This is a genomic window from Aquimarina sp. MAR_2010_214 (assembly GCF_002846555.1).
Classification (GTDB): domain Bacteria; phylum Bacteroidota; class Bacteroidia; order Flavobacteriales; family Flavobacteriaceae; genus Aquimarina.
In genome coordinates this window covers 902,847-922,859 of sequence record NZ_PJMS01000001.1, presented here as the reverse complement: position 1 = coordinate 922,859, position 20,013 = coordinate 902,847, and the positions used below count along the sequence as shown (strand labels likewise).

Sequence of the window (20,013 nt, the reverse complement as noted above, 5' to 3'; positions counted from 1 at the left end):
GTTACTTACAAGAGTTGTTATAAAAATTAATTAGTTCTTTTATTTTATCAATATTTTCAAAACTAGCCTCATCATATGTGCCATCACCATAATCACATCCGTTAAGATATTCCTTTAACTTAGCTAATTTCTTTTCTTTCTTAATTAATGCACCAAATACAAAATTAAATGCTTTTTCTTGATCTTCAGTTCTTATTACATATTTATTACTTGGTGTACTTTGATATACTGTTATTTTTCCTTCTTTGAGCACTTCTTTTACATATTGTACTTCGCCCACTCCTTCAAAAGTTACAGTTGCCGCTTGACCAAGAAGTCCATTACCTTGAATTTTCATTCCTTGATAACATACCTCAGACCCATCTTCATTAATTAGGCAAAAACGTGTTCCTTTCTTAGCTGAAAATGATTTAATTTTTTTCTTTCCTTTCTTATCTATATATCTTAATGCTAAACTATTTCCATAGGAGCTAATATCAACCATTCCACCCCAATCTGCAGGGTTTTTAATTTTTTGAAAAGCTATAGAAATATCTCCTTCCCTTTTCACTCCTTTTTCATCAATTACATAGCCTTTTTTATGGTAGATATTTGAAGAATTTCTTTTAGCTACTTCATAATTGGCTTTATCCTTTTCATGTTGAATAGCTTTTTTTTCATTTTCCTCCTGATGCGCAACTTCTTTTTCTTTATTTATTTGACTTCCCAGCGCATATCCTTTACCTACAATTTTCTCTACTAATTCAGTAAGGAAATCTTTATTACCCAAACCACCACTTAATTGGTATTTGTTTTTATATTCAAAAGTCGAACCATCAATTAAAGAAATGATTACTGGGGATAATATATCTGTTGTTGCTGAAGCCACTAAGTTATTATCCAAATCATATACTTTGATTGGTGTAGTTCTTGTATCATGATATTTATCTGGGGCATTTACGGTTCCAATTACTTTGGTCCCCATTGCTCCTCCAGTTACAATAGTCGTTAAATCATTTTTAACAAAGGGCCTTATTTTGCTTATTAATGCTTTGGATTTTTTTGCTTTAGCCTTCCCTTTATTTGCTTTATTTTTTGCTTTACTTTCAGTCTTTGTATCAAAAAATTCTGTGATCTTATTTTGATCAACTACGCCTTCGACATTAAAGAACTGATATTTATTAATCAAATGTTTTATAATTCCCTTCTTGCTACCACCTCCAAATGCTCTATCAAGATCAACACTATTTGTTTTTTCTTTACTTGGATCAGAAATTTCTAGCCATGTTTCTTTTACACCATTAGGAGACATCATTTTTCCTATGTGCTCTACTATTACAAATACATTAGACGTTGAAGTATTAGAAAAAGTAAGGATTTGATGAAAATCCCCCATAATACCTCCCTTTGTCGTTACATACTCAGAATCGACCTTAATAGGTATCTCTACTTTATCAATAAAAACAACACCCTTCTTTATTTTTATTTTTTGAGCCGAAGCTGAAAAAATAAAAAATAAGGATACAAATACTGCTATTATTTTTGGGGTGTTCATATAACTTTACTAATTACTTAATTCTCTTCTTAAGCTAGTAAGCTTATTTGCTATACTTGCATTATACTGTAAATCACCTACTCTAAGAATAAATCCACCGATAATACTTTCATCGATTACATTTTCTATGGTAGCCTCATTACCTGTTAATTCTTTAATCTTGGCCAAAACTTTAGCGCTTAATCCTTTATCCAATGGTACTGCTGTAGTTACTTTTGCAACTTGAGTATTATTTAATTGATCAAACAAAATAATGTATTGCTTGGCTACATCATCTAGCAAATTCACTCTTTTATTTTCGATTAACACATCAAAAAGTTTTTGAGTAATCTCACCCGTACTTTTAAAAATCTCACGCAATGAAGAAAGTTTTACTTCACTTTTGATCAATGGACTACTTAACACCATTCTGAGCTCGGCGCTACCGCTAACTGTAGCGATAATACTTTGCATGTCCTTCTGAACATCTTCAGTAGCCTTTTTGTCTTGAGCCAGACTCAAAACTGCTTTAGCATAACGTATTGCTGCTCTACTCATTTAGTTTAATTTAAAGTAACGTCCTCTAACATAGATTCAACTAATTCTAGTTGTTTCTCTTTGCCAGATAATTCTTTTCTTACTACTTTTTCTGCAATCTCTACAGAAAGTCCTGCAACCTGATTCTTAAGCTCTGCAATTGCTGCTTTTTTCTCACTAGCTATAGTAGCTTGTGCTTGTGCTACAATTTTATCAGCTTCTGCTTGTGCTTCAGACTTTGCATCAGTAATTATATTCTCTTTAAGCTGTCTTGCTTCTTTAAGCATCCCATCACGATCTGCTCTCGCTTCATTTAGGATTCGCTCATTATCAGCTTGAAGGTTTTGCATTTCTTTTCTTGCTTCTTCTGCAGATTCTAATGCATTCTTGATTCCTTCTTCACGATTATTTACAGCCTCTAAAATAGGTTTCCAGGCAAATTTTCTTAATAATAATAATAAACCTACAAAAAGTAATATCTGCCAGAAAAACAGACCGAATGAAAAATCATTTATTAACTTATCCATAATTAATTATGTTATCTTTTTACCGTTTAATTTTAAAAAAACTCAAAATGAACAACTGCAACCAACCGTTGCAGTTGTTATCATCTGTATTAAATGAATTAAGCTGCAAATAATGCAGCAAATCCAATACCTTCAATAAGTGCTGCTGCAATAAGCATAGCTGTTTGGATTTTACCAGAAGCTTCTGGTTGACGAGCGATAGCTTCCATTGCCTGTCCACCGATTCTACCAATACCAATACCAGCTCCGATTACGATTAAACCTGCACCAACAATATTTGGAATTTCCATAATTATATAATTAAAAATTAAACGTTCAAAATTAGTGATGTGCCTCTTCAGTCGCCATACCAAAGTATAACGCAGACAACATCGTAAATATATATGCTTGTAATGCAGCTACCAACAATTCTAATATTGACAACGCAAAAGACAATCCAAATGATAATGGGCTACCAATCCAACTTTTAAATAAGAACATCATACCAATGATACTCATTATCACCACGTGACCTGCAGTCATATTTGCATATAAACGAATCATTAACGAGAATGGTTTGATAAAAACCCCTAATAACTCTATTGGTGCTAAAACCACCTTCATAAAAGTAGGTACTCCTGGCATCCAAAAAATGTGACCCCAGTAATTTTTATTAGCAGTAAGGTTAGTGATTAAAAACGTGATTAGTGCCAAAGCAAATGTTACAGCAATATTTCCAGTGACATTAACAGCCAATGGAGTCATCCCTAAAAGGTTTAATAACCAGATAAAGAAAAACACTGTAAGCAAAAAGCTCATATATCTTTTATAATTTTTTTCTCCAATATTTGGAATAGCAATCTCATCTCTAACAAAAAGCACAAGAGGCTCTAAGAAACGTCCAACCCCTGTAGGAATACCATTATTTTTCTTATATGATTTAGCCAGACGACTAAACATAAAAAACATAAGCAAGCCAATTAATAAAATACTCACTACATTTTTTGTGATCGAAAAATCTAATGGTTTTGTATTGGTCGCATGGTGATCCTCATCATAATTGATCGTCCCTGATGCATCTGTTTTATAAATTTTTGAATGGTAAAGTTTATAGTAATTACCATCAACCTCAGCAACAGTTTCTCCATGATGAAATTTGGAAGAAGAGAAAAGCTTCAACCCATTATCCCATAAGATAACTGGTAATGGAAATCCATAATGCTTGTTTGCTTCTTTATCAGAAAACAATGTGAAATCGTGTGAGTCTTGAAGGTGATGATCTATAAATTCTTTGATCTCTGTCTTTAAACCTCCTTCACCTTCCTTTTTCTCGGATTCTTTGGCGAATAAGTTTCCTGTCGTAAAGACCAGACTAAAAATCAATAAAATTTTAACTACAGTACATTTTTGCATTACGCGTAAAATTTCGGTTCCTAAATTTCGGTGCAAATGTACATAATTATGTTAGATTCTTAAACTATTTTGACTAAATAAGTTTAAGATTACCCGAAAATCATTAAGTTTCTGAAATTCAATTATTTAGAAGAATTCAAAATCCTTGAGACATAGTAGACTTCGAAGATCAAACAGATTAAATAGGCAACAAAAAAATCAAGAAAGACGCTTTTACTCATTTCAAAATCACTAAGCTTACTGATGGCTATAAAAACTCCAATTTTTATAAGACTACCTCCCATAAAAATAAAACCAAGTTGATCCTTAAATTTTTTGCTTAGTACTAATATAACCATTGTAAACACAAAGGTGAATACACTATTGAATATGTACGAAAACTTGATAATATTAATATTTCTTTCAAGTAAAAAGGTGTTTATGATACCCATATGGATCATATAACTACCCGATATTACAATAGTGAAAAGAAATAAAAAACGGAATACGTTCTTTCCCATTAGCGTATTAAAATTCTTTATTCAAAAAATAAACTCATCAAATATCTAAATTTTCTAAATAGTACAGAAGCATTTAGGGAGTTTAAAAATCTAATACTGATACATTAATAGTCAATCTGATTTATTAATTCGATTGAGTTGCTTAATTACCAGATATATAGAAGCAGTTACCCCAAAGAGTATAAATCCCATGGTAAACCATTGCTTTTCTAACTCATAATAAGCATCCAGTTTTTTTCCCGCATAAGCACATAGGAATATGGTAGCTCCCATTTGGAAAGCTATTCCTGTAAGGGCAATATATTTGTTAAAGGTTTTTTTACCTCGATTATTCTTTTTCAAGGTTTCTTTTTATTAAGAAAAAGTATTGCTTTTAATAAGCATTCTAATTATACAGAAAACTTATTCCCCAGTTCCGTCTCCAACACCATGGCCAGAAAAATAAGTAATTACTAAATCGTCGAGATTTTTTAACAACGAGAATGATTCTCCTCTAGCTCTGTGAGGAGAGCTTCCTCCCTTGACACTCTCTAATTGATTCTTATTGAGTGTTTTTATAGAATTGATGTTTTTCATCTACACTTTATTTAGAATTACACTTTTACATCAGAAGTTTGTATTTTCTCAATCAAGAGAAACTTAATGTGCAATACAAACTTTCAACCTAAGCTGATTTCCCTTGCCCTTGCGTCGTTTGTGGCTGTGAAGATTTTTGTTCACCAGATTTACCCAACGATTTTACACTTCCTTTCATAGAACAAGATGCGTTAAAGTTTGCTCCTGGCTCTACAGCTAATTTACCTACAGTAACTTCGCCTTCGATATGTGCAGTTGGCTTTAAAGATAAGGTGTTTGATACATTAAGAGTTCCTGAGAACTTACCTTCGAAATCTGCATCAGAGCATTCTAATGTTCCTTTAATAAAGCCTGATGTTCCTACTACTACTTTACCAGTAGTTTTAAAAGTTCCTTCGATGGTCCCTTCAATTCTAAAACCTCCTTCAGAAATAACATCTCCAACGATTTTAGTTCCTTCTGAGATTTTGTTTTGATTGCGTGAGAAATCGGTCGTATTGCCGTAATCTCTTCCTTTTTTGTTGTCTGAAAACATAATATAAGGGGGATTAAATGATTATTCGGTTTCTGGTTCTGGTTCTGATTGAATATATTTTTCGAGATTTTTATGAATCTGAAGTATTCTATAATTTGGAGATGCTATCGTAAAAAACGCAGCCTCTACTTTTTCATAATATTTCTTTTTTCTATCCCATTTAGTTAAATCTACACCACGAGTATCTTCAGTTTTACCTAAAGACAATAATTCTGCCAACCCTTCTGCGGCTAATTTATTTCCATTTGTATGTACAACTACAAATTGTTGATCTTTATTATATATATCTAAGGAAACTTTCATCTTCTCATATCGAAGTTCTTTGATAATAGCTTCTATCTGTTCTTTTAATCCTTGTGCCTGATTGTCTCCAAAAGTAGAAAATGCATAAACCAGCTTATGGTTATTTTGTTCATTTACATCAATCAAAAATGCATTATCCTGAATTTGCGGAATCGTAACCTGATAAATCACCTGGGCCTTTTTACCTTCAGGGCTTTGAGGGTAATTAAGAGACACATAATTAAGCGCTTCCTTATAGGCTTCAAACCCTCTATATCGACCTATCGCCTGAGCTTTTAATAATTCAAATTTGGGTAAAAAATCTTCATCTCCTCCAAATTTTATAATCATCTCATCGCTTTCTTTTATTACTGATGCATATTTTTGATTCTGAAAATCCCTATACAACCTATTATATATTGATTTAGGGCTATTTTCATCATCTTTTAATGCTTCATCAGGGTTCTGAAGAATTTTGGCGTATCTCGATTCTCCATGATTGTTAATAATATCCTGCATCATTGCATTGGATTTCGACGTATTTCCCTGTGTCAAATAGATTTTATACAAATTATACTTAGAAGGAACAATTAGTCGTTTTTCGGGATTGCTCTGCAATAGATCTTCTAATTTATCTATAGCTAAACCATACTCCTGAAATTTTTCTTTATATATAACTCCAAGTTGATAGTAAGCAAAGTTACGATCAGTTTGAAGGCTATCAATAGCTGAAGGATCAGTTGGTAATTGAGCAATATAGGTTTGCGGATCAAACGTTGGATCTGTATCGATAGAATATTCATCCTTTTTTTCTTTCTCTATTGTAGAGACAGCGCCCGGATTAGAAATACTTGAAACTCTCCAATTGTCTTGTAGTTCTCTATTTCCATACGTTCTTTTGAAAGCAGTTTTACCATAAGCTACCGTAGTTTGATTATAGAAGTAAAAGATTCCTCCTTCTACCTTTGGTCCTTTAGTGTCTGTCCTAAATCCGGAACCTGGTTGCCTGTACCTTTGTTCTACTGGTAAATTATCTTTTATTCTGGCAACTTCTGCAGCTTTTTCTTCTTCTAAAGCTTTTGTTTTTAACGCATCGGTATACTCTGCATAATACGTTATTCTCTGCTCTGGTGCCATGGCCAAAATAGTAAGAATACTATCATTTGTTTTGGCAATACCTTCATATAGAATAACGTCGTCAAGATTATCTCTTTTTTTCTTTAATACTCTATACCGTTTTGAATCTACAATCATTCGCTGAAGTGTGCTATCATAATACGCTCCAGAAATAGCATACTCTTTTCTATCAAAACTAATATCTCCAAGGGTATAATAGTTAAGAGATTCTAAGTACTTATCTTCAGACTTTGTTCTCAATGATTTATTATAATACGCTATAGCCAGATCAATAGAATCTAAGGTTTTAAAATAAACTGCTTTTTGGTTGTATATTTTATCCAAAAATGGTCGATTTTCTCGATTTTTTTCAAGATCAGCTAATAATTCGAGAAATTCTTCTTTATTACCGTTTTCGTAATTAAAATTTCGAGCTTTTGCCATATAGGCATTCATCATATATTTTCTAGGTGCTCTTCTGTTGAGGTCTATAACCTGATCAAAAGCATAATTTGCACTATCCTTATACCCCAATTCATTTAATAATTGTCCCTTTATATAGAGATATCTGCCTTTCTCTTCATTTTTTCTGGTATGAACGGCAGCTTTAGTAATATAAGTAACGGCAGAGTCTTTTCTTTCTAGGTTGATATATGCTTGAGCCATCATAGCTACTGCATCTGCATAATCCTGAGGTTTCATAAACTCTTGCTCGATCATTCTAGTCAAATCCTCTATCGCTTTATCATTATTATCGAGGCGAAGATTTGTTTTAGCTCTCCACACTTTGGCGTGATTGATCGTATTACTTGTGGGGTATTTATATAAGATATAGTTAAAAGCTTCAAGCGCAGGCACAAAACGTTGTTCGAAATAACGAGCTTTACCTAATAACAAAAATGCTTCATCGATCTTAGGATTACGTTCCTTATTATCAATAAGCATACTGTGTTTTTGAATTGCTTTTACCGACTTTTCCTCTGCTCTATCAAAGTTTTTATTAAGCACTTCGTTAGGAAGTCTAACGTCTTCACTTACGATCATCCTTTCTACAGGTAACAACTCCCAAAAATTGTCTTTGTAGGACTGAATAATATCTTGCTTACCTACATCAAAAGCCAATCGGCCATTATATAGTGTATTATTTTTTGTGGTAACATCATGCCACGTACGATTTATAAACTTGTCTTTTTTACGAGAACAAGCAAATCCTATAATTGCCAAAAGCAATATCAGCGCGGTCTTTAATAATTTTCTGCCCAAACCAGATAAATTCATACGTGTGATAACTAAAAAACTTGACTTTTAGTATGTTGATTGTACACAAAAATTGTGTGTGCGTTGTAAAAATACATTTCTTTCGTTAAAAAACGGGTTGTTAACATATTTTTCTACCTACTAATACTATTTTCATTGTGTTTTCTTAGGTTATTAACAATGACACAAAACATTATTTGTATAAATTGCTAATCCAAGATGTTTATCAAAAAAACAGTGTTTTCTGTATTGTTTCAATTTTTAACCTTTATAAAAAATTATGAAAAACACATCTTTTACCAAAAGTGATATAAACCATATAAACAAATTATGGGAATCAAATCATAAAAAAGAAGCTCTTAAGTATATAAAGGAAAATTGTAATCCAGGACAACAGGAATTAAAAGAGTTATTAAATGTTCTTAAAAATAATGATCGCAATGTTCTACATAATACAGATTCATCTTCTTCACAAACTCTTTTTCTAGATCATAAGAAAACAAAATCTAAGAGAGTCTCTTTTGTTATTTTTATTTTGCTCTCAGGTATAGGATTTGTTTTATTGCTCTCTAGTTTATATCAATTTACTGAAAGGCTTATTTTTTTATCAAATGCCAAAAAAATAGAAGCTATTATAGTAAAATATGATTCTTATCAAAGTCGCTCTGATAACACTACAACTACAATGTATACTCCAGTTTTTGAGTTTGAAATGAACGGAAAAATGTATAACAGAAAAGCTAAGGTATCTTCTTCTAGTCGAGAATATGTAAAAGGTGAAGAAATATCATTATATATAAGTCCTGAATTTCCGAAAAACAAAAAACTATTTCTAGATAATTCTTGGGAAAAATATGGTCTCCCTACAGGGTTATTAATTTTTGGTGGTTTTTTAATAGTTATAGGATATGTGGCTAGAAATATGTTTTCTTTTTGACATATCTTCTTTATTTGGAGTCTTTCTGTCGAATATCATCGTATAATTTATTAAAATGCCTCTTCTGATATTGAAAGGATTTACTACTTCTCCTTGTCCAACACAACAATTCGCTTACACACTTCAGTAACATACATCAAATCATGAATGGATACCTAAAGAGTAATATTGGAGTCTCTAGTTAGTTCTCATTTTTTTAAACGAATTTGTGTCTTGGTATTCAAATTGGCAAAGGTTACATCAAGAACAATCACTGCTGAGTTATCAATAAGTACAATAACAGTGATTACCATTTTTAATGTACTAATTATCGATCAGAACATTATACTGAGAATTAAGGCAATCATAACATCAACATGTTATTGATTATCAAATTATTAAATATAATTGCGATTTGTTTTCTAGGTGAAAATTATTCAATAAATTCATTGTAATTTTTACATACTATCATTCTGTCAAAATTTTAGACTCATGTCTTAAGTGTCTATAAATGTTTAAGGCAAAATCTCTTAAAACTCTTATTATGAAATCAAAATTGTTAAACTTAGGTAAAACATTAAGCAAAAGGCAACAGCAAAAAATTAAAGGTGGTGCACACAGACCTTGCACTAGTCACCAAGATTGTCCTGGTGGTCAGGGGTGTTGTTATGCTATAGAATTATGTTTTTTAGATTCTTATCCTGGTCTTCAGCCTGGTGGTACCTGCTGGAACTAACTGCTTTTTCTTTTTAGTCTAAAATAATGTAGGGTGTTGAAATTGAATTTCAATACCCTATATGTCAAAAAAACATGTCTTTTTTACCTTTCTTCTACTATTGAAAGGTATTTTACGGCACTCTCTTCTCGAAAATTGAAACATCTCATTGGTTTAAAAAAAGAGCTGAGTTGTCCATCATTTTTTCAATATGACCATCATCAGGTATTTTCTTCTCATACAAGCTCTTACAATCCTTTTTATTTCAGGAGGAATTTTCTTCAAACATTCTAAAAATCTAAAAAGCTGGACTATCGCTTTTTTTTCTGGAATATTTGGTTTAGAAATATTTGTGTTTCTTTATGGCACCAGTAAACTATCAATAGTATATCCTCAATTTTTAGGATGGTTTTATTTCGATATGGGTTTTCTTTATGGCCCTTTTTTATGGTTTCATTTTCAATCTTTTATCTATGACAAAAACAGGTATTCAAAAATTGATGGTTTACATTTTATAGCATTTATAATTATATATATTCTCATTATAGATATTTTGATGCTCCCCAATGAAGAGCGCTTACAATATATGAGAGAACGTTTTTTGGATCAAATCATGCCTATAAATTACGCCAGGGCCATTCATCAACTATTATATGCAATTGGCGTTATTTATATAACCATAAAAAACCGGGCAAAACTATCATCAAATGTATTAGTATATCTATTTACGCTTGCGATTATATACATCTGTTCTACTATAATTATTTCATTCCTTACTTTATTTGCCGATGGATGGCGCCAATTTGCTTATTATTATTTGTTTAATAATACCATGATTTTTGTTGTTGGGATTATTCTCTATACAAACCCTCAATTTCTTAACGAGATTAAGAAAAAATACTCAAATTCTACATTGGATTATGATGGCATGGCTCAAATTCAAAAGAAAATTACTGAGCTGTTTATTCATCATTTAATATTTTTAAAAAATGATCTTACCATTGGTTATTTGGCCAAAGAACTTAATGTGAAACCTTATCAAATTTCACAAACTTTTTCTGAACTCATTCAAGAAAATTTTAACGACTACGTAAACAAATACAGGATAGCCTATTCTCAAAAATTATTGAAAGACACTACATACAATATTTACAAAATAGAAGCTATAGCAACAGAGTCGGGTTTCAATAATAAGGTAACTTTTTATAAGGCTTTTACAAAACACACCTCTACTACACCTTCTAAATACCGAAACTTGAATAAAAAAGAGTAAAGAATAATTTAAGTTAACGTTTTACAAGGTTTTTTATATCCTGCACATGATGGTTGGTTAGTAATTTTATACTGAATAACAATTTATTAATCAGTTAAATACAACAAATCATGAAAAAGTATTTCTTAAAATCAAAAGGACAGTTTTTAAAAACTTCATTTGCCTTAGCATGTGCAATTTTAGTATCTATATTCTTATTGACTCCATTAGAGAAAATAAATGCCAACAACCTAAAAAAATCTACTTTAGAAAATATGGGTTGTACCACAGGTTGGAGACCTGTCGGTAATAGTTGTTCATGTATTGCAAATCTTTGTGCTAATTATAGAACCGACAGAAAATACCAATTCTGTGGTGGGATGGAAATACCTACCAATGAATATCGAGATGTTTTTACCGGTTTTTCTGTAGGGTGTAATTAGACGAATATATTGAACCAATTCACAAAAAAATTTCACACTTAAAACCATACAATTATGAAACCACAAAAAATAAAACTTTATCTAAGTATATTCTGCATATCTGCTTTTTTATTTATGAGCTGTAGCAAAGAAGATAAAGCAATCTATTTGCAAGGAACAGAAACCGAATTAGATTATGAATATTACAAGGTTGATTTAAGTAAACCCTATACTGATCTATCAAATGATGAACGATTTAAAAACCTAACACCCGAACAAATTCTGACTATTCTCGAATATTATTCTCCTGGTACTACTAATCCATCAAAACAGAATGAACATTGTAAAAATTGTGTTGCTCATGTAATGATTAAAGGTAACCTAAATGGAGTTACTCTAATGCCTACATGGATAATGTGTGATAATGAAAAAATATATACTAGTACTGTTTGTTTAGATGGGAAAATGGCACTCATAAATTCAAATCGCCCTGTTAAATATTCTGCAGTAATCATGGACGTAAATAATGATAGTGATACATTTAATGAACCCGGTCATGTAGGGTTTGTCAAAAAAGTTGTTTATTATACGAGCAATCGTTATATGATCAAAGTTAATCATGGTAACTGGCCATCAGATAAGTGCTCTGAAGGGTGGATTGATGGTAGTGATTCGAGAATAAAAGGATATCAAAACCCATATGAAAACCTTTGTAATAATCTCCCTTTTCATTATTGCCCACAAGACTCTTAACACCTTATTCAAGATACGGTTTTGACAAAACCGTATCTTGAATATCTTGCGAACCAAAATGTGCTTCAAGCTCTCTAAGCGTCTCCTCAGATGTAGAAAGATCCTTTACTACTTCTCCTTTATCCAGCACTACAATTCGCTCGCATACCTCGGTAACATGCATTAGATCATGACTAGATACCAAAACGGTGATATTAGAATCTGTAGATAATTCTTTAATTATTTTTTTCAAACGAATTTGTGTCGTTGGATCCAAATTAGCAAAAGGTTCATCTAGAACAATTACTTCTGGATTACCAATAAGCGCAGCAACAATACCCGCCTTTTTCTGGTTTCCTTTAGAGAGATCTCTTAAATATTTTTTTTGCCCTAAAATTTCACCGTGAAAAAAGTCTTCAAAACCTGATAGTAATGCATCTACATCGGCTTTATTCTGCCCTCTAAGTTCTCCTATAAAATAAAAATACTCTTCTGCAGTAAGATACCCTATCAAGAACGTCTCGTCAATAAATGCAGAAGTTACAGATTTCCATTCTTCACTTTCATTAACTTTAATTCCTTTATTTTCGATATACCCTGTTGTGGGTTGAATAAGATCTAATATAGCACTAAACAAAGTTGTTTTTCCGGCTCCGTTATTACCTACCAGACCAAAGCTTTTTCCTTTCGGTATTTCTAGAGATTCTATATTGAGTACGGTATTTCCGGTATATGTTTTAGTAAGGTTATGTACTGATATCATGTTTCTTATTTTTTTTGTTTGTATGCCAAGATCGTTTTATACTTCTCTGTTCTATAAATCCTTTCAATTTTATTAAAAACAGCATCTTTAAATGCAAACCCCGCGATACCTGCTACAGTTACAAGAGCATATCCTGCATAAGGACTATACGCATAATGACCTATTGCATATAATATCATGGGTAACACCATTTTGGGCAAAGCCAACATCATGGTTTTCATATTAAATGCCTGCTTATCTCCAAATGCATTTTTATTACTGGTCAAATCAATAGGTGTTTTTACATAAGCTCCTGCCCATAATACTACATGAGAATTTACTCCTATATTATAGATTGCTCCTACCACTATAGCAAGATATACTTCCCATCCATAATACAAATACCCGGATGCTAATATTGTAGAAATCAATGTTGCAATTACCATCAACCACCATTTAGAAGATAAATATTCTTTATAACGAATATTTTGACTCATCATCAAAGGATAATAAGAGCTATCCCAACTAGGCACGAACTGTCCAAAACTTAATAGAAATCCACCGGTGACAAAAATTGCAGCAAAAATCCTCCAAACTGGTCCATCATATGTCTCTACAGATCCTGTGAAGAATAACAATCCATAAAATAAGAACAGAATACTCACCAAAACTGTAGATCTGGCTCGTTTATTTCTTTTTATGAGTTTTATATCATTTTTAAGAAAGGTTGCGGTCTTACCAAACCTATCTAACCACTCCAGGTTTTCTGTTTTTACATTTTTAGTTTTAGCAGCTAATCCGGCATCCAGATAGAGGTCAGTTACAAAGGATCGAAACGATATGGTTATTAAAAACAATAGTATCGCTATAGGTATCAATACCAAAAATGGAATCTCGTATAGTCCTCTAAAAAATGGTGCTGTATACGTGGTGATATCAAAATATTCAAAATAATGTAATCCTCCTAAAATTGCCAAAACACCTCCTATGACAAATATAAGGTTGTCTTTTTTGTTTAAAATAATATTTAGGAAATTGTTGCTGTAGATTAGTGCAGCCAGTCCTATATTCCACAATAACACATCAAATACTGGATATTCATTACCTATCAATACAATAGAAAACGGAATAAAAAAGAAAGCATGGATACTATTAAAAAATGAGAACACTGTTTTCCCAAAAGCAAAAGAAACGATTTTTCTTTTCTTGAAAGGAAGGATCAACAAAGGCTTAATATTAATAACTGGCATTTTTTGTAATGCATATCGAAACAATAAATCGACTACTAGCCAGTATATTAAAAACCTGTTTATTGTTTCTAGAGGATCGAGATTAAGCTCTTCTTTAATTAAGAAAAAAGCACCAATTCCTCCCGAAGCCATCATAACAATAAACCAAAGTGCCCAAAACCCCATAAAGAACTTCATAAATAATCCAGAGGTTAAAGAAGCTGATCGCCAAAAAGATTTCCATTGTAAATTGATGAAGCGGGTAAACATAGTTAAGATGTATTTAACTATTTAGTAATCAAAAACACCTTTTTGTTACAAAAAAAATATTGAAAAATGCAAATACGATATGGTTGGGGTGTACAGGGCAAATTTCTTTTTAATCTTTTGGGCGTGACCCAAGGGTCGAGTTATTCGCTTTTACTCCTCGTACTTCCTACCGTCAGACTGTGGGGTAACCGCTACTATCTCTCACGCAAAAACAAAAAAAGTTTTGAATGAAAACGGAAATTTGCCATACACTCTCATAATATTCGATCCCATTCTTTTTTAAAAAACCTATCTAATGAAATCATCTTGACTTTATACTATCTCAAAGCGTTTTTTGTAGAACATTACTAGAGAAAGCATTGTTTTTAGACTGCAAACAAAGAAAAATGTCATAATTCCCAAGTTAATATAAGAGAAAAGTGATGATTCTTCGATGTATGGAACTGTATAATAATTTAATGCAAAAAAGAAAGACATTAAAGCTCCAAAATTGCCGATGAAGGAAAACTTCTTCTTTCCAAAAACAAACAATGGAATAAACATTACCATCACTATAAGAAAAGTGGGGAAAAACAATCTCATAACACTTTCGATATGGAAATAGGAATATATATTCTTAAAAATCCAAAAACAAAATACACTGCCAAGAATCACTTGCCATGAATACATGTTTTTTAAAAACTGTTTAGTTACACTTCTAAAAATTTTCCAATTAAAAGACTTACTCCCTTGTTTTTCCAGAAAAGTTTTGTTTTGTACCATAAAATCTTTAAAAATATAATAGAAATCTCGGGTATCTCCTTGATTGATTTTATCTTCTATTTCTGAAGCCACATGGTCAATCAATTCTATCCTTATATCTTCATAATGAATCTCAGAATTTGATAAATAGGTATCTATAAACTGTATATCCTCTTTGGTTAATTTATTTTTCATATAACAACTAATTAATACTCCATTTTGGGTTTATGATGGTTTGCATCGTACGTATATACTCTTCAAGTTCAGATAACCTATTAGCGGTTTCTCTTGTTCCTTTTTGAGTAAGCTTATAGTATTTACGAAGACGATTATCTACTTTTTGCATTTCTACATCTAATAATCCCTCGGCCTCTAATTTATGAAGTGCTGGATAAAGAGCTCCTTCGGTAATATTCAGTTCTCCTTTGGTAATTTCTTTTACTTTTTGAGTAATCTCATATCCATACATTTTTTCGCTTTCTTCCAAAAGCTTCAAAATAATGGTAGTAAGACTACCTTTATATAATTTAGAATTGCCCATACAAAAAATTATTTGTTGCTAACAAATATACATAAAATATTTATGCATAAGTATTTTATGTATATATTTTTCAAGGAAAACCATATCTCTTTTACTGTATTTACTATTTTTGCAAAAAAAATAGTAATGTCAGATTTTCATAAGCTATCCATACAACATATTACCAGAGAAACTCCCCTAGCCGTTTCTATTACTTTTGCGGTACCAACAGCACTACAGGATGCTTATTCTTTTATTCCTGGTCAATATATTACTATTAAGACTACTATAGAAGGAAAAGAAGTGCGCAGAGCATATTCTATTTGTAGTTCTCCCAAAAGTGATATCCTTAAAGTGGCTGTTAAAGAAATAACCGGAGGTACATTTTCGGTCATTGCTAATAACAAATTAAAAGAGGGAGATGTACTCGAAGTTCACACTCCCGAAGGTAATTTCTCACTTACTCCTAATGCTCAAGCAAGTAACTCTTATGCTGCTTTTGCAGCAGGTAGTGGTATTACTCCTGTAATGAGTATGATCAAGGCGATTCTTGAAGAAGAACCTAATAGTCGTTTTGTTTTGGTATATGGAAATAGGACACCAGAAGAAACTATTTTTTATAAAGAACTGCTAGAATTACAAGCAAACTATTCAAACCGTTTATTTATAGAATTTATATATAGTAGAAGTCAGGAAGATAACGCTCACTTTGGAAGAATAGAAAAGTCAACTGTAAATTACGTGTTGAAAAATAAATTTAAAGACATTTCTTTTACTTCATTTTATCTATGTGGTCCTGAAGAAATGATCAATACGGTAACTTCAATTTTACTAGAGAACGGTACTACTAAAGACAATATCCATTTTGAGCTATTTACCAGTAGTGCTTCTGCAACAGAAATAGATACTGATCTTGAAGGAAAATCCAATATTAAAGTATTGGTAGATGATGAAGAGTTTAACTTCACTATGGATCAGAAAAAAACAATTCTTGATGCAGCACTAGACCAGAATATCGATGCGCCTTATTCTTGTCAGGGAGGAGTATGTAGTTCTTGTATTTGCAAAATCACTGAAGGTAGTGCTGTAATGGAAAAAAATAGCATCCTTACTGATGGAGAAATCGCAGAAGGATTAGTATTAGCTTGCCAGGCTCACCCAACCTCATCATCAATTACTGTTGATTTTGATGATGTCTAAAAATAGGTTTCAGTCAAGATTAAAATTCATGATAAGTTTATAATTTATTTATCTTGTCAACGACAGTTTCTGGTTTGATGGTATGCATCACTTTTTCATAACCTGGAGGTACTTTATTACCATAAATTGAAGTTGGAATCTGGTCATACTTTGCCAAATTTGGTAAAATAGCACGCTCCATAGGTTGCCCAAAAGGCATAAATCCGGTAAAAGGATGAGTCACACCCCATAGGGTAATTGTTGGCACTCCATACATCGCTGCTAAATGTGCATTACCACTATCCATTGATAACATAGCGTCTAGGTTACCTATAAGTTTTAATTCATCTTCAAAAGATAATTTACCAACTATATTCGTTACGTTCTTATACTTACTCTCTATATTGTTTAGAATATCCATTTCTCGTTTACCTCCTCCAAAGAGGAAAATCTCAAACCCGTCTTCCTTGTTCAAGGTTTCGATTACCTCAATCATTAATTCTAGTGGGTAGGTTTTACTTTCATACTGTGCGAATGGTGCAATTCCTAACCATTTTTTGGTCGAATTTTGAGTTATAGAAAGAATTTCAGGTGTTAGCGGTTGCTTTTTTGGAAACTTATGAGTTGTAAGATCAATAGGATATCCTAATGCAGAAAAAACATCAGCATACCGCTGGTGTGTTGTTTTTAATTGTTTGAAAGCCTTATTTTTTGATCGAGTCAATGCTTTTTTTTCTTCACGACCTTTATCTACTTGAACCGTTTTTATCCCTCGTAACGAGAATAGCGTTTTAAGCACATTAGAGCGTAATACATTATGTAAATCGGCAACAGCATTTATCTTCAGTTTATTCAACTCATTCGTTAACCGAGTAAGGCCAATAAAGCCTTTATGCTTATGGTCTACATCTGCATGGTATACCTCTAGGTTTTCGATATCAGAAAATATGGGTTCAAAGAATTTACGAGTAAGTACTGTTAGCTTTACATCGGGATAGGTAGCTCTAAAAACTCTTAAAACAGGAACAGTCATTGCAATATCTCCCATAGCTGAAAGACGAATCACCAGAACGTTCGTTTCAAACTCTTTTGATTTCCCAATATTACTTACCTCCACGCAATACAGGGTTTAATTCGTCATCATTGTACATTTTCATTTGCTTATATACTTTCATGTACTTATCCCCTTTTTCAATATCTTTCAATAAAGTATCAATAGCCGTAGATAAATCTACTTGTTGTTCTAATAATATATTCAATTTATTCTGACAAGCAGCTTTATGTTGATCGGTAGCACCTTCGCGAATTGTTTCTACATGCATATGATATACTTTTAATGCCAAAATAGATAATCGATCTACTCCCCATGCTGGGCTTTCGGTATTAATGGTAGCATCTGTTTTTGGAGTTATCTCTTTGTATAATTCTAAAAAATAACTATCAATATATTCTACCATATCTGTTCGATCCTGATTAGAGGCATCAATCTGTCTTTTTAATTTTAAAGCAGCAATCGGATCAATTTCGGGATCTCGTATAATATCTTCATAATGCCACTGCACAGTATCAATCCAACATTTTCGATATAGTAAATGCTCTATAGCTTGTAATTTACTATCATAGGGATTCGAAAATTCTTGATCTACACTATCGATCACATGGTATTTTTCTATAACTTCTTTGAAAATGGAATTTGCTTTATCACTAAACATCTGTACTATTATTTTTCTAAATTGTTTAATATTCTAATCTGTACGCCTTTATACCTTCTATATTATTTTATCTTATGAGCCATAAACCGATTATAAATTGTTGTTATAATCTTACTTTTCTAGCGGATACAAAGGTATCATATTTTACAATAGTATTTAGCACATGATTGCTTAATCTATAATGGTAAAAATTGCATAATAAATCCTAATATTATATGTCTTCTTCTATATGATTAATCAATGCATTATAATCTATATTGAATTACTGAATACCAATTTGTTAGTTTTACATCACGTGATAAACCTTCAAAACAATAAAATCGTAAACGGAATTAATATGAATACCCAAATATTAATTTCCTTTGCAAATTGATGATAACTCATTTCAAGGTATGTTGTTCCGATTATGGAAAGAGGTGTTACAATAAAAAACAGCTCAGAAGTATCTTTTTTTGGTGCAATAGCTGCGATTATAATAGCTACAATTAGATAAGTCATAACAACTCTTAATATTGGTTTTGTGTTAGCTGTTTTCCTACCAAACTTGATAAGGTATATTGAGAAAAAGAATACAATACAAATAGATATTATACCAACAGAAAATAACTGTTCTTTTATAAAATAATTCTGAAACGAAAATGATATTGGGTCTATATAGGTTGTAATCGCAAAAAAAGAATCATAAAACAACAGTGTAAAACAATTCGCAAATACATAAATCATACTAATCCCAATAAAAGGAATAATCCAATTTCGATAGTTTTTGGAATCAAAAAACAGTATTCCTAAAAAAACTAAAATTATAAATCCAATACTCCAAAAATATGCTATTGAAGCCAAACCGATAAAGATGGATGCATTAAAAATCTTGGCTTTGATATCTTTTTCATTTCGCATATATAAGATGTTTTGTGCCGCCAACAACACAAATATATTTGATAACAAAATGGGAAAGTTTATTAATGAATTTGGTAATATTGCTGTAAGAGAAGCGTATAAAAGTATTGTAAAAGTGCCTTTATTAGTAAGATCATTTTTTTGCGCAACAAAATTAAGTGCTAGCATTGGTATAATGTATAAAAAAATACTCGCAACAGTTAATAAAACATAACTACTTTCTGCCTCAAAACCCTTTCTATAATGGGCAATACCAAAGAGTATACCCATATATAATGCTACAGCAATATAATTAATGGGTTTTGATTTACTAAAAAAGCTTGATAACACTACTATTTTTTATATTTTTGCACCAGACAATAACACAATATTGTCTTTAGATATTATTGAACTAATTTATAAAAAGTTTTTAGTTTACTTCTTCTGACTTTTTATTAAAGAAATATAGAGC

Annotated in this window: 22 protein-coding genes; 6 read left to right on the top strand and 16 right to left on the bottom strand. The window is 31.6% G+C overall.

What is annotated here, in order from left to right; all coding sequences use genetic code 11:
* Position 1: 1 nt before the first annotated feature.
* The 9 genes from ATE84_RS04030 to ATE84_RS03990 all read right to left on the bottom strand — a co-directional run bounded on the left by ATE84_RS04030 (position 2) and on the right by ATE84_RS03990 (position 8,256).
* A complete protein-coding gene (locus tag ATE84_RS04030; RefSeq protein ID WP_101446004.1) occupies positions 2-1,534 on the bottom strand; it encodes a hypothetical protein in 1,533 nt (510 codons plus the stop codon).
* 9 nt (positions 1,535-1,543) lie between these two features.
* Entirely contained in the window at positions 1,544-2,071 is a 528-nt protein-coding gene (atpH, locus tag ATE84_RS04025; protein ID WP_101446002.1) for an ATP synthase F1 subunit delta, read from the bottom strand.
* A gap of 5 nt (positions 2,072-2,076) precedes the next feature.
* Positions 2,077-2,577, bottom strand: a complete 501-nt coding sequence (locus ATE84_RS04020) for a F0F1 ATP synthase subunit B (RefSeq protein WP_101446000.1) — start codon at positions 2,575-2,577, stop codon at positions 2,077-2,079.
* 98 nt (positions 2,578-2,675) lie between these two features.
* On the bottom strand, positions 2,676-2,867 hold the full coding sequence (gene atpE, locus ATE84_RS04015) for an ATP synthase F0 subunit C (protein WP_101445998.1): 192 nt from the start codon (positions 2,865-2,867) through the stop codon (positions 2,676-2,678).
* A 31-nt stretch (positions 2,868-2,898) separates the two neighbouring features.
* Positions 2,899-3,969 (bottom strand): F0F1 ATP synthase subunit A, encoded by a 1,071-nt coding sequence (atpB, locus tag ATE84_RS04010; protein WP_101450827.1) that lies wholly within the window; start codon positions 3,967-3,969, stop codon positions 2,899-2,901.
* Between the two features lie 611 nt (positions 3,970-4,580).
* A complete protein-coding gene (locus tag ATE84_RS04000; protein ID WP_233195742.1) occupies positions 4,581-4,811 on the bottom strand; it encodes an AtpZ/AtpI family protein in 231 nt (76 codons plus the stop codon).
* 60 nt (positions 4,812-4,871) lie between these two features.
* Positions 4,872-5,045, bottom strand: a complete 174-nt coding sequence (locus tag ATE84_RS26020) for a hypothetical protein (protein WP_158237169.1) — start codon at positions 5,043-5,045, stop codon at positions 4,872-4,874.
* A gap of 88 nt (positions 5,046-5,133) precedes the next feature.
* Positions 5,134-5,580 (bottom strand): polymer-forming cytoskeletal protein, encoded by a 447-nt coding sequence (locus ATE84_RS03995; RefSeq protein ID WP_101445994.1) that lies wholly within the window; start codon positions 5,578-5,580, stop codon positions 5,134-5,136.
* Between the two features lie 21 nt (positions 5,581-5,601).
* Entirely contained in the window at positions 5,602-8,256 is a 2,655-nt protein-coding gene (locus ATE84_RS03990) for a hypothetical protein (protein ID WP_101445992.1), read from the bottom strand.
* Between the two features lie 259 nt (positions 8,257-8,515).
* On the opposite strand from ATE84_RS03990, the gene ATE84_RS03985 reads away from it, so the two are divergent.
* From ATE84_RS03985 to ATE84_RS03965, 5 genes are all read left to right on the top strand, one after another.
* On the top strand, positions 8,516-9,172 hold the full coding sequence (locus tag ATE84_RS03985) for a DUF3592 domain-containing protein (protein WP_101445990.1): 657 nt from the start codon (positions 8,516-8,518) through the stop codon (positions 9,170-9,172).
* Between the two features lie 523 nt (positions 9,173-9,695).
* Complete coding sequence (locus ATE84_RS03980; protein ID WP_143273564.1) at positions 9,696-9,887, top strand: hypothetical protein; 192 nt, start codon at positions 9,696-9,698, stop codon at positions 9,885-9,887.
* Positions 9,888-10,077: 190 nt separating this feature from the next.
* Complete coding sequence (locus ATE84_RS03975; RefSeq protein WP_101445987.1) at positions 10,078-11,139, top strand: AraC family transcriptional regulator; 1,062 nt, start codon at positions 10,078-10,080, stop codon at positions 11,137-11,139.
* A gap of 110 nt (positions 11,140-11,249) precedes the next feature.
* Complete coding sequence (locus ATE84_RS03970; RefSeq protein ID WP_101445985.1) at positions 11,250-11,561, top strand: hypothetical protein; 312 nt, start codon at positions 11,250-11,252, stop codon at positions 11,559-11,561.
* A gap of 54 nt (positions 11,562-11,615) precedes the next feature.
* Positions 11,616-12,293, top strand: a complete 678-nt coding sequence (locus ATE84_RS03965; protein WP_101445983.1) for a hypothetical protein — start codon at positions 11,616-11,618, stop codon at positions 12,291-12,293.
* Between the two features lie 4 nt (positions 12,294-12,297).
* On the opposite strand, the gene ATE84_RS03960 is transcribed toward ATE84_RS03965, so the two are convergent.
* The 4 genes from ATE84_RS03960 to ATE84_RS03945 form a co-directional block, all read right to left on the bottom strand.
* Positions 12,298-13,035, bottom strand: coding sequence for an ABC transporter ATP-binding protein (locus ATE84_RS03960; protein WP_101445981.1), 738 nt, complete (start codon positions 13,033-13,035; stop codon positions 12,298-12,300).
* 5 nt (positions 13,036-13,040) lie between these two features.
* Positions 13,041-14,513: a DUF5687 family protein gene (locus ATE84_RS03955; RefSeq protein ID WP_101445979.1), complete on the bottom strand. Its 1,473-nt coding sequence runs from the start codon at positions 14,511-14,513 to the stop codon at positions 13,041-13,043.
* Between the two features lie 312 nt (positions 14,514-14,825).
* A complete protein-coding gene (locus ATE84_RS03950; protein ID WP_101445966.1) occupies positions 14,826-15,449 on the bottom strand; it encodes a hypothetical protein in 624 nt (207 codons plus the stop codon).
* Between the two features lie 7 nt (positions 15,450-15,456).
* Positions 15,457-15,795: a PadR family transcriptional regulator gene (locus ATE84_RS03945; protein ID WP_101445964.1), complete on the bottom strand. Its 339-nt coding sequence runs from the start codon at positions 15,793-15,795 to the stop codon at positions 15,457-15,459.
* 126 nt (positions 15,796-15,921) lie between these two features.
* On the opposite strand from ATE84_RS03945, the gene ATE84_RS03940 reads away from it, so the two are divergent.
* Positions 15,922-16,974 carry a ferredoxin--NADP reductase gene (locus tag ATE84_RS03940; protein WP_101450823.1) on the top strand — a complete coding sequence of 351 codons (1,053 nt, stop codon included), beginning with the start codon at positions 15,922-15,924 and terminating at the stop codon, positions 16,972-16,974.
* A gap of 37 nt (positions 16,975-17,011) precedes the next feature.
* On the opposite strand, the gene ATE84_RS03935 is transcribed toward ATE84_RS03940, so the two are convergent.
* The 3 genes from ATE84_RS03935 to ATE84_RS03925 form a co-directional block, all read right to left on the bottom strand.
* Positions 17,012-18,070, bottom strand: coding sequence for a glycosyltransferase family 9 protein (locus ATE84_RS03935; protein WP_233195741.1), 1,059 nt, complete (start codon positions 18,068-18,070; stop codon positions 17,012-17,014).
* Entirely contained in the window at positions 18,057-18,665 is a 609-nt protein-coding gene (locus ATE84_RS03930; RefSeq protein ID WP_101445962.1) for a DUF4254 domain-containing protein, read from the bottom strand. The genes ATE84_RS03935 and ATE84_RS03930 overlap by 14 nt, the downstream gene beginning before the upstream one ends.
* A gap of 306 nt (positions 18,666-18,971) precedes the next feature.
* Entirely contained in the window at positions 18,972-19,892 is a 921-nt protein-coding gene (locus ATE84_RS03925; protein ID WP_143273563.1) for a DUF6427 family protein, read from the bottom strand.
* Between the last annotated feature and the right edge of the window lie 121 nt (positions 19,893-20,013).

Excerpts from the sequence above, each read along its gene's own strand:
- ATE84_RS04030 (WP_101446004.1), bottom strand. The coding sequence starts at position 1,534 with ATGAACACCCCAAAAATAATAGCAGTATTTGTATCCTTATTTTTTATT.
- atpH (WP_101446002.1), bottom strand. The coding sequence starts at position 2,071 with ATGAGTAGAGCAGCAATACGTTATGCTAAAGCAGTTTTGAGTCTGGCT.
- ATE84_RS04020 (WP_101446000.1), bottom strand. The coding sequence starts at position 2,577 with ATGGATAAGTTAATAAATGATTTTTCATTCGGTCTGTTTTTCTGGCAG.
- atpE (WP_101445998.1), bottom strand. The coding sequence starts at position 2,867 with ATGGAAATTCCAAATATTGTTGGTGCAGGTTTAATCGTAATCGGAGCT.
- atpB (WP_101450827.1), bottom strand. The coding sequence starts at position 3,969 with ATGCAAAAATGTACTGTAGTTAAAATTTTATTGATTTTTAGTCTGGTC.
- ATE84_RS26020 (WP_158237169.1), bottom strand. The coding sequence starts at position 5,045 with ATGAAAAACATCAATTCTATAAAAACACTCAATAAGAATCAATTAGAG.
- ATE84_RS03995 (WP_101445994.1), bottom strand. The coding sequence starts at position 5,580 with ATGTTTTCAGACAACAAAAAAGGAAGAGATTACGGCAATACGACCGAT.
- ATE84_RS03990 (WP_101445992.1), bottom strand. The coding sequence starts at position 8,256 with ATGAATTTATCTGGTTTGGGCAGAAAATTATTAAAGACCGCGCTGATA.
- ATE84_RS03985 (WP_101445990.1), top strand. The coding sequence starts at position 8,516 with ATGAAAAACACATCTTTTACCAAAAGTGATATAAACCATATAAACAAA.
- ATE84_RS03980 (WP_143273564.1), top strand. The coding sequence starts at position 9,696 with ATGAAATCAAAATTGTTAAACTTAGGTAAAACATTAAGCAAAAGGCAA.
- ATE84_RS03975 (WP_101445987.1), top strand. The coding sequence starts at position 10,078 with ATGACCATCATCAGGTATTTTCTTCTCATACAAGCTCTTACAATCCTT.
- ATE84_RS03970 (WP_101445985.1), top strand. The coding sequence starts at position 11,250 with ATGAAAAAGTATTTCTTAAAATCAAAAGGACAGTTTTTAAAAACTTCA.
- ATE84_RS03965 (WP_101445983.1), top strand. The coding sequence starts at position 11,616 with ATGAAACCACAAAAAATAAAACTTTATCTAAGTATATTCTGCATATCT.
- ATE84_RS03960 (WP_101445981.1), bottom strand. The coding sequence starts at position 13,035 with ATGATATCAGTACATAACCTTACTAAAACATATACCGGAAATACCGTA.
- ATE84_RS03955 (WP_101445979.1), bottom strand. The coding sequence starts at position 14,513 with ATGTTTACCCGCTTCATCAATTTACAATGGAAATCTTTTTGGCGATCA.
- ATE84_RS03950 (WP_101445966.1), bottom strand. The coding sequence starts at position 15,449 with ATGAAAAATAAATTAACCAAAGAGGATATACAGTTTATAGATACCTAT.
- ATE84_RS03945 (WP_101445964.1), bottom strand. The coding sequence starts at position 15,795 with ATGGGCAATTCTAAATTATATAAAGGTAGTCTTACTACCATTATTTTG.
- ATE84_RS03940 (WP_101450823.1), top strand. The coding sequence starts at position 15,922 with ATGTCAGATTTTCATAAGCTATCCATACAACATATTACCAGAGAAACT.
- ATE84_RS03930 (WP_101445962.1), bottom strand. The coding sequence starts at position 18,665 with ATGTTTAGTGATAAAGCAAATTCCATTTTCAAAGAAGTTATAGAAAAA.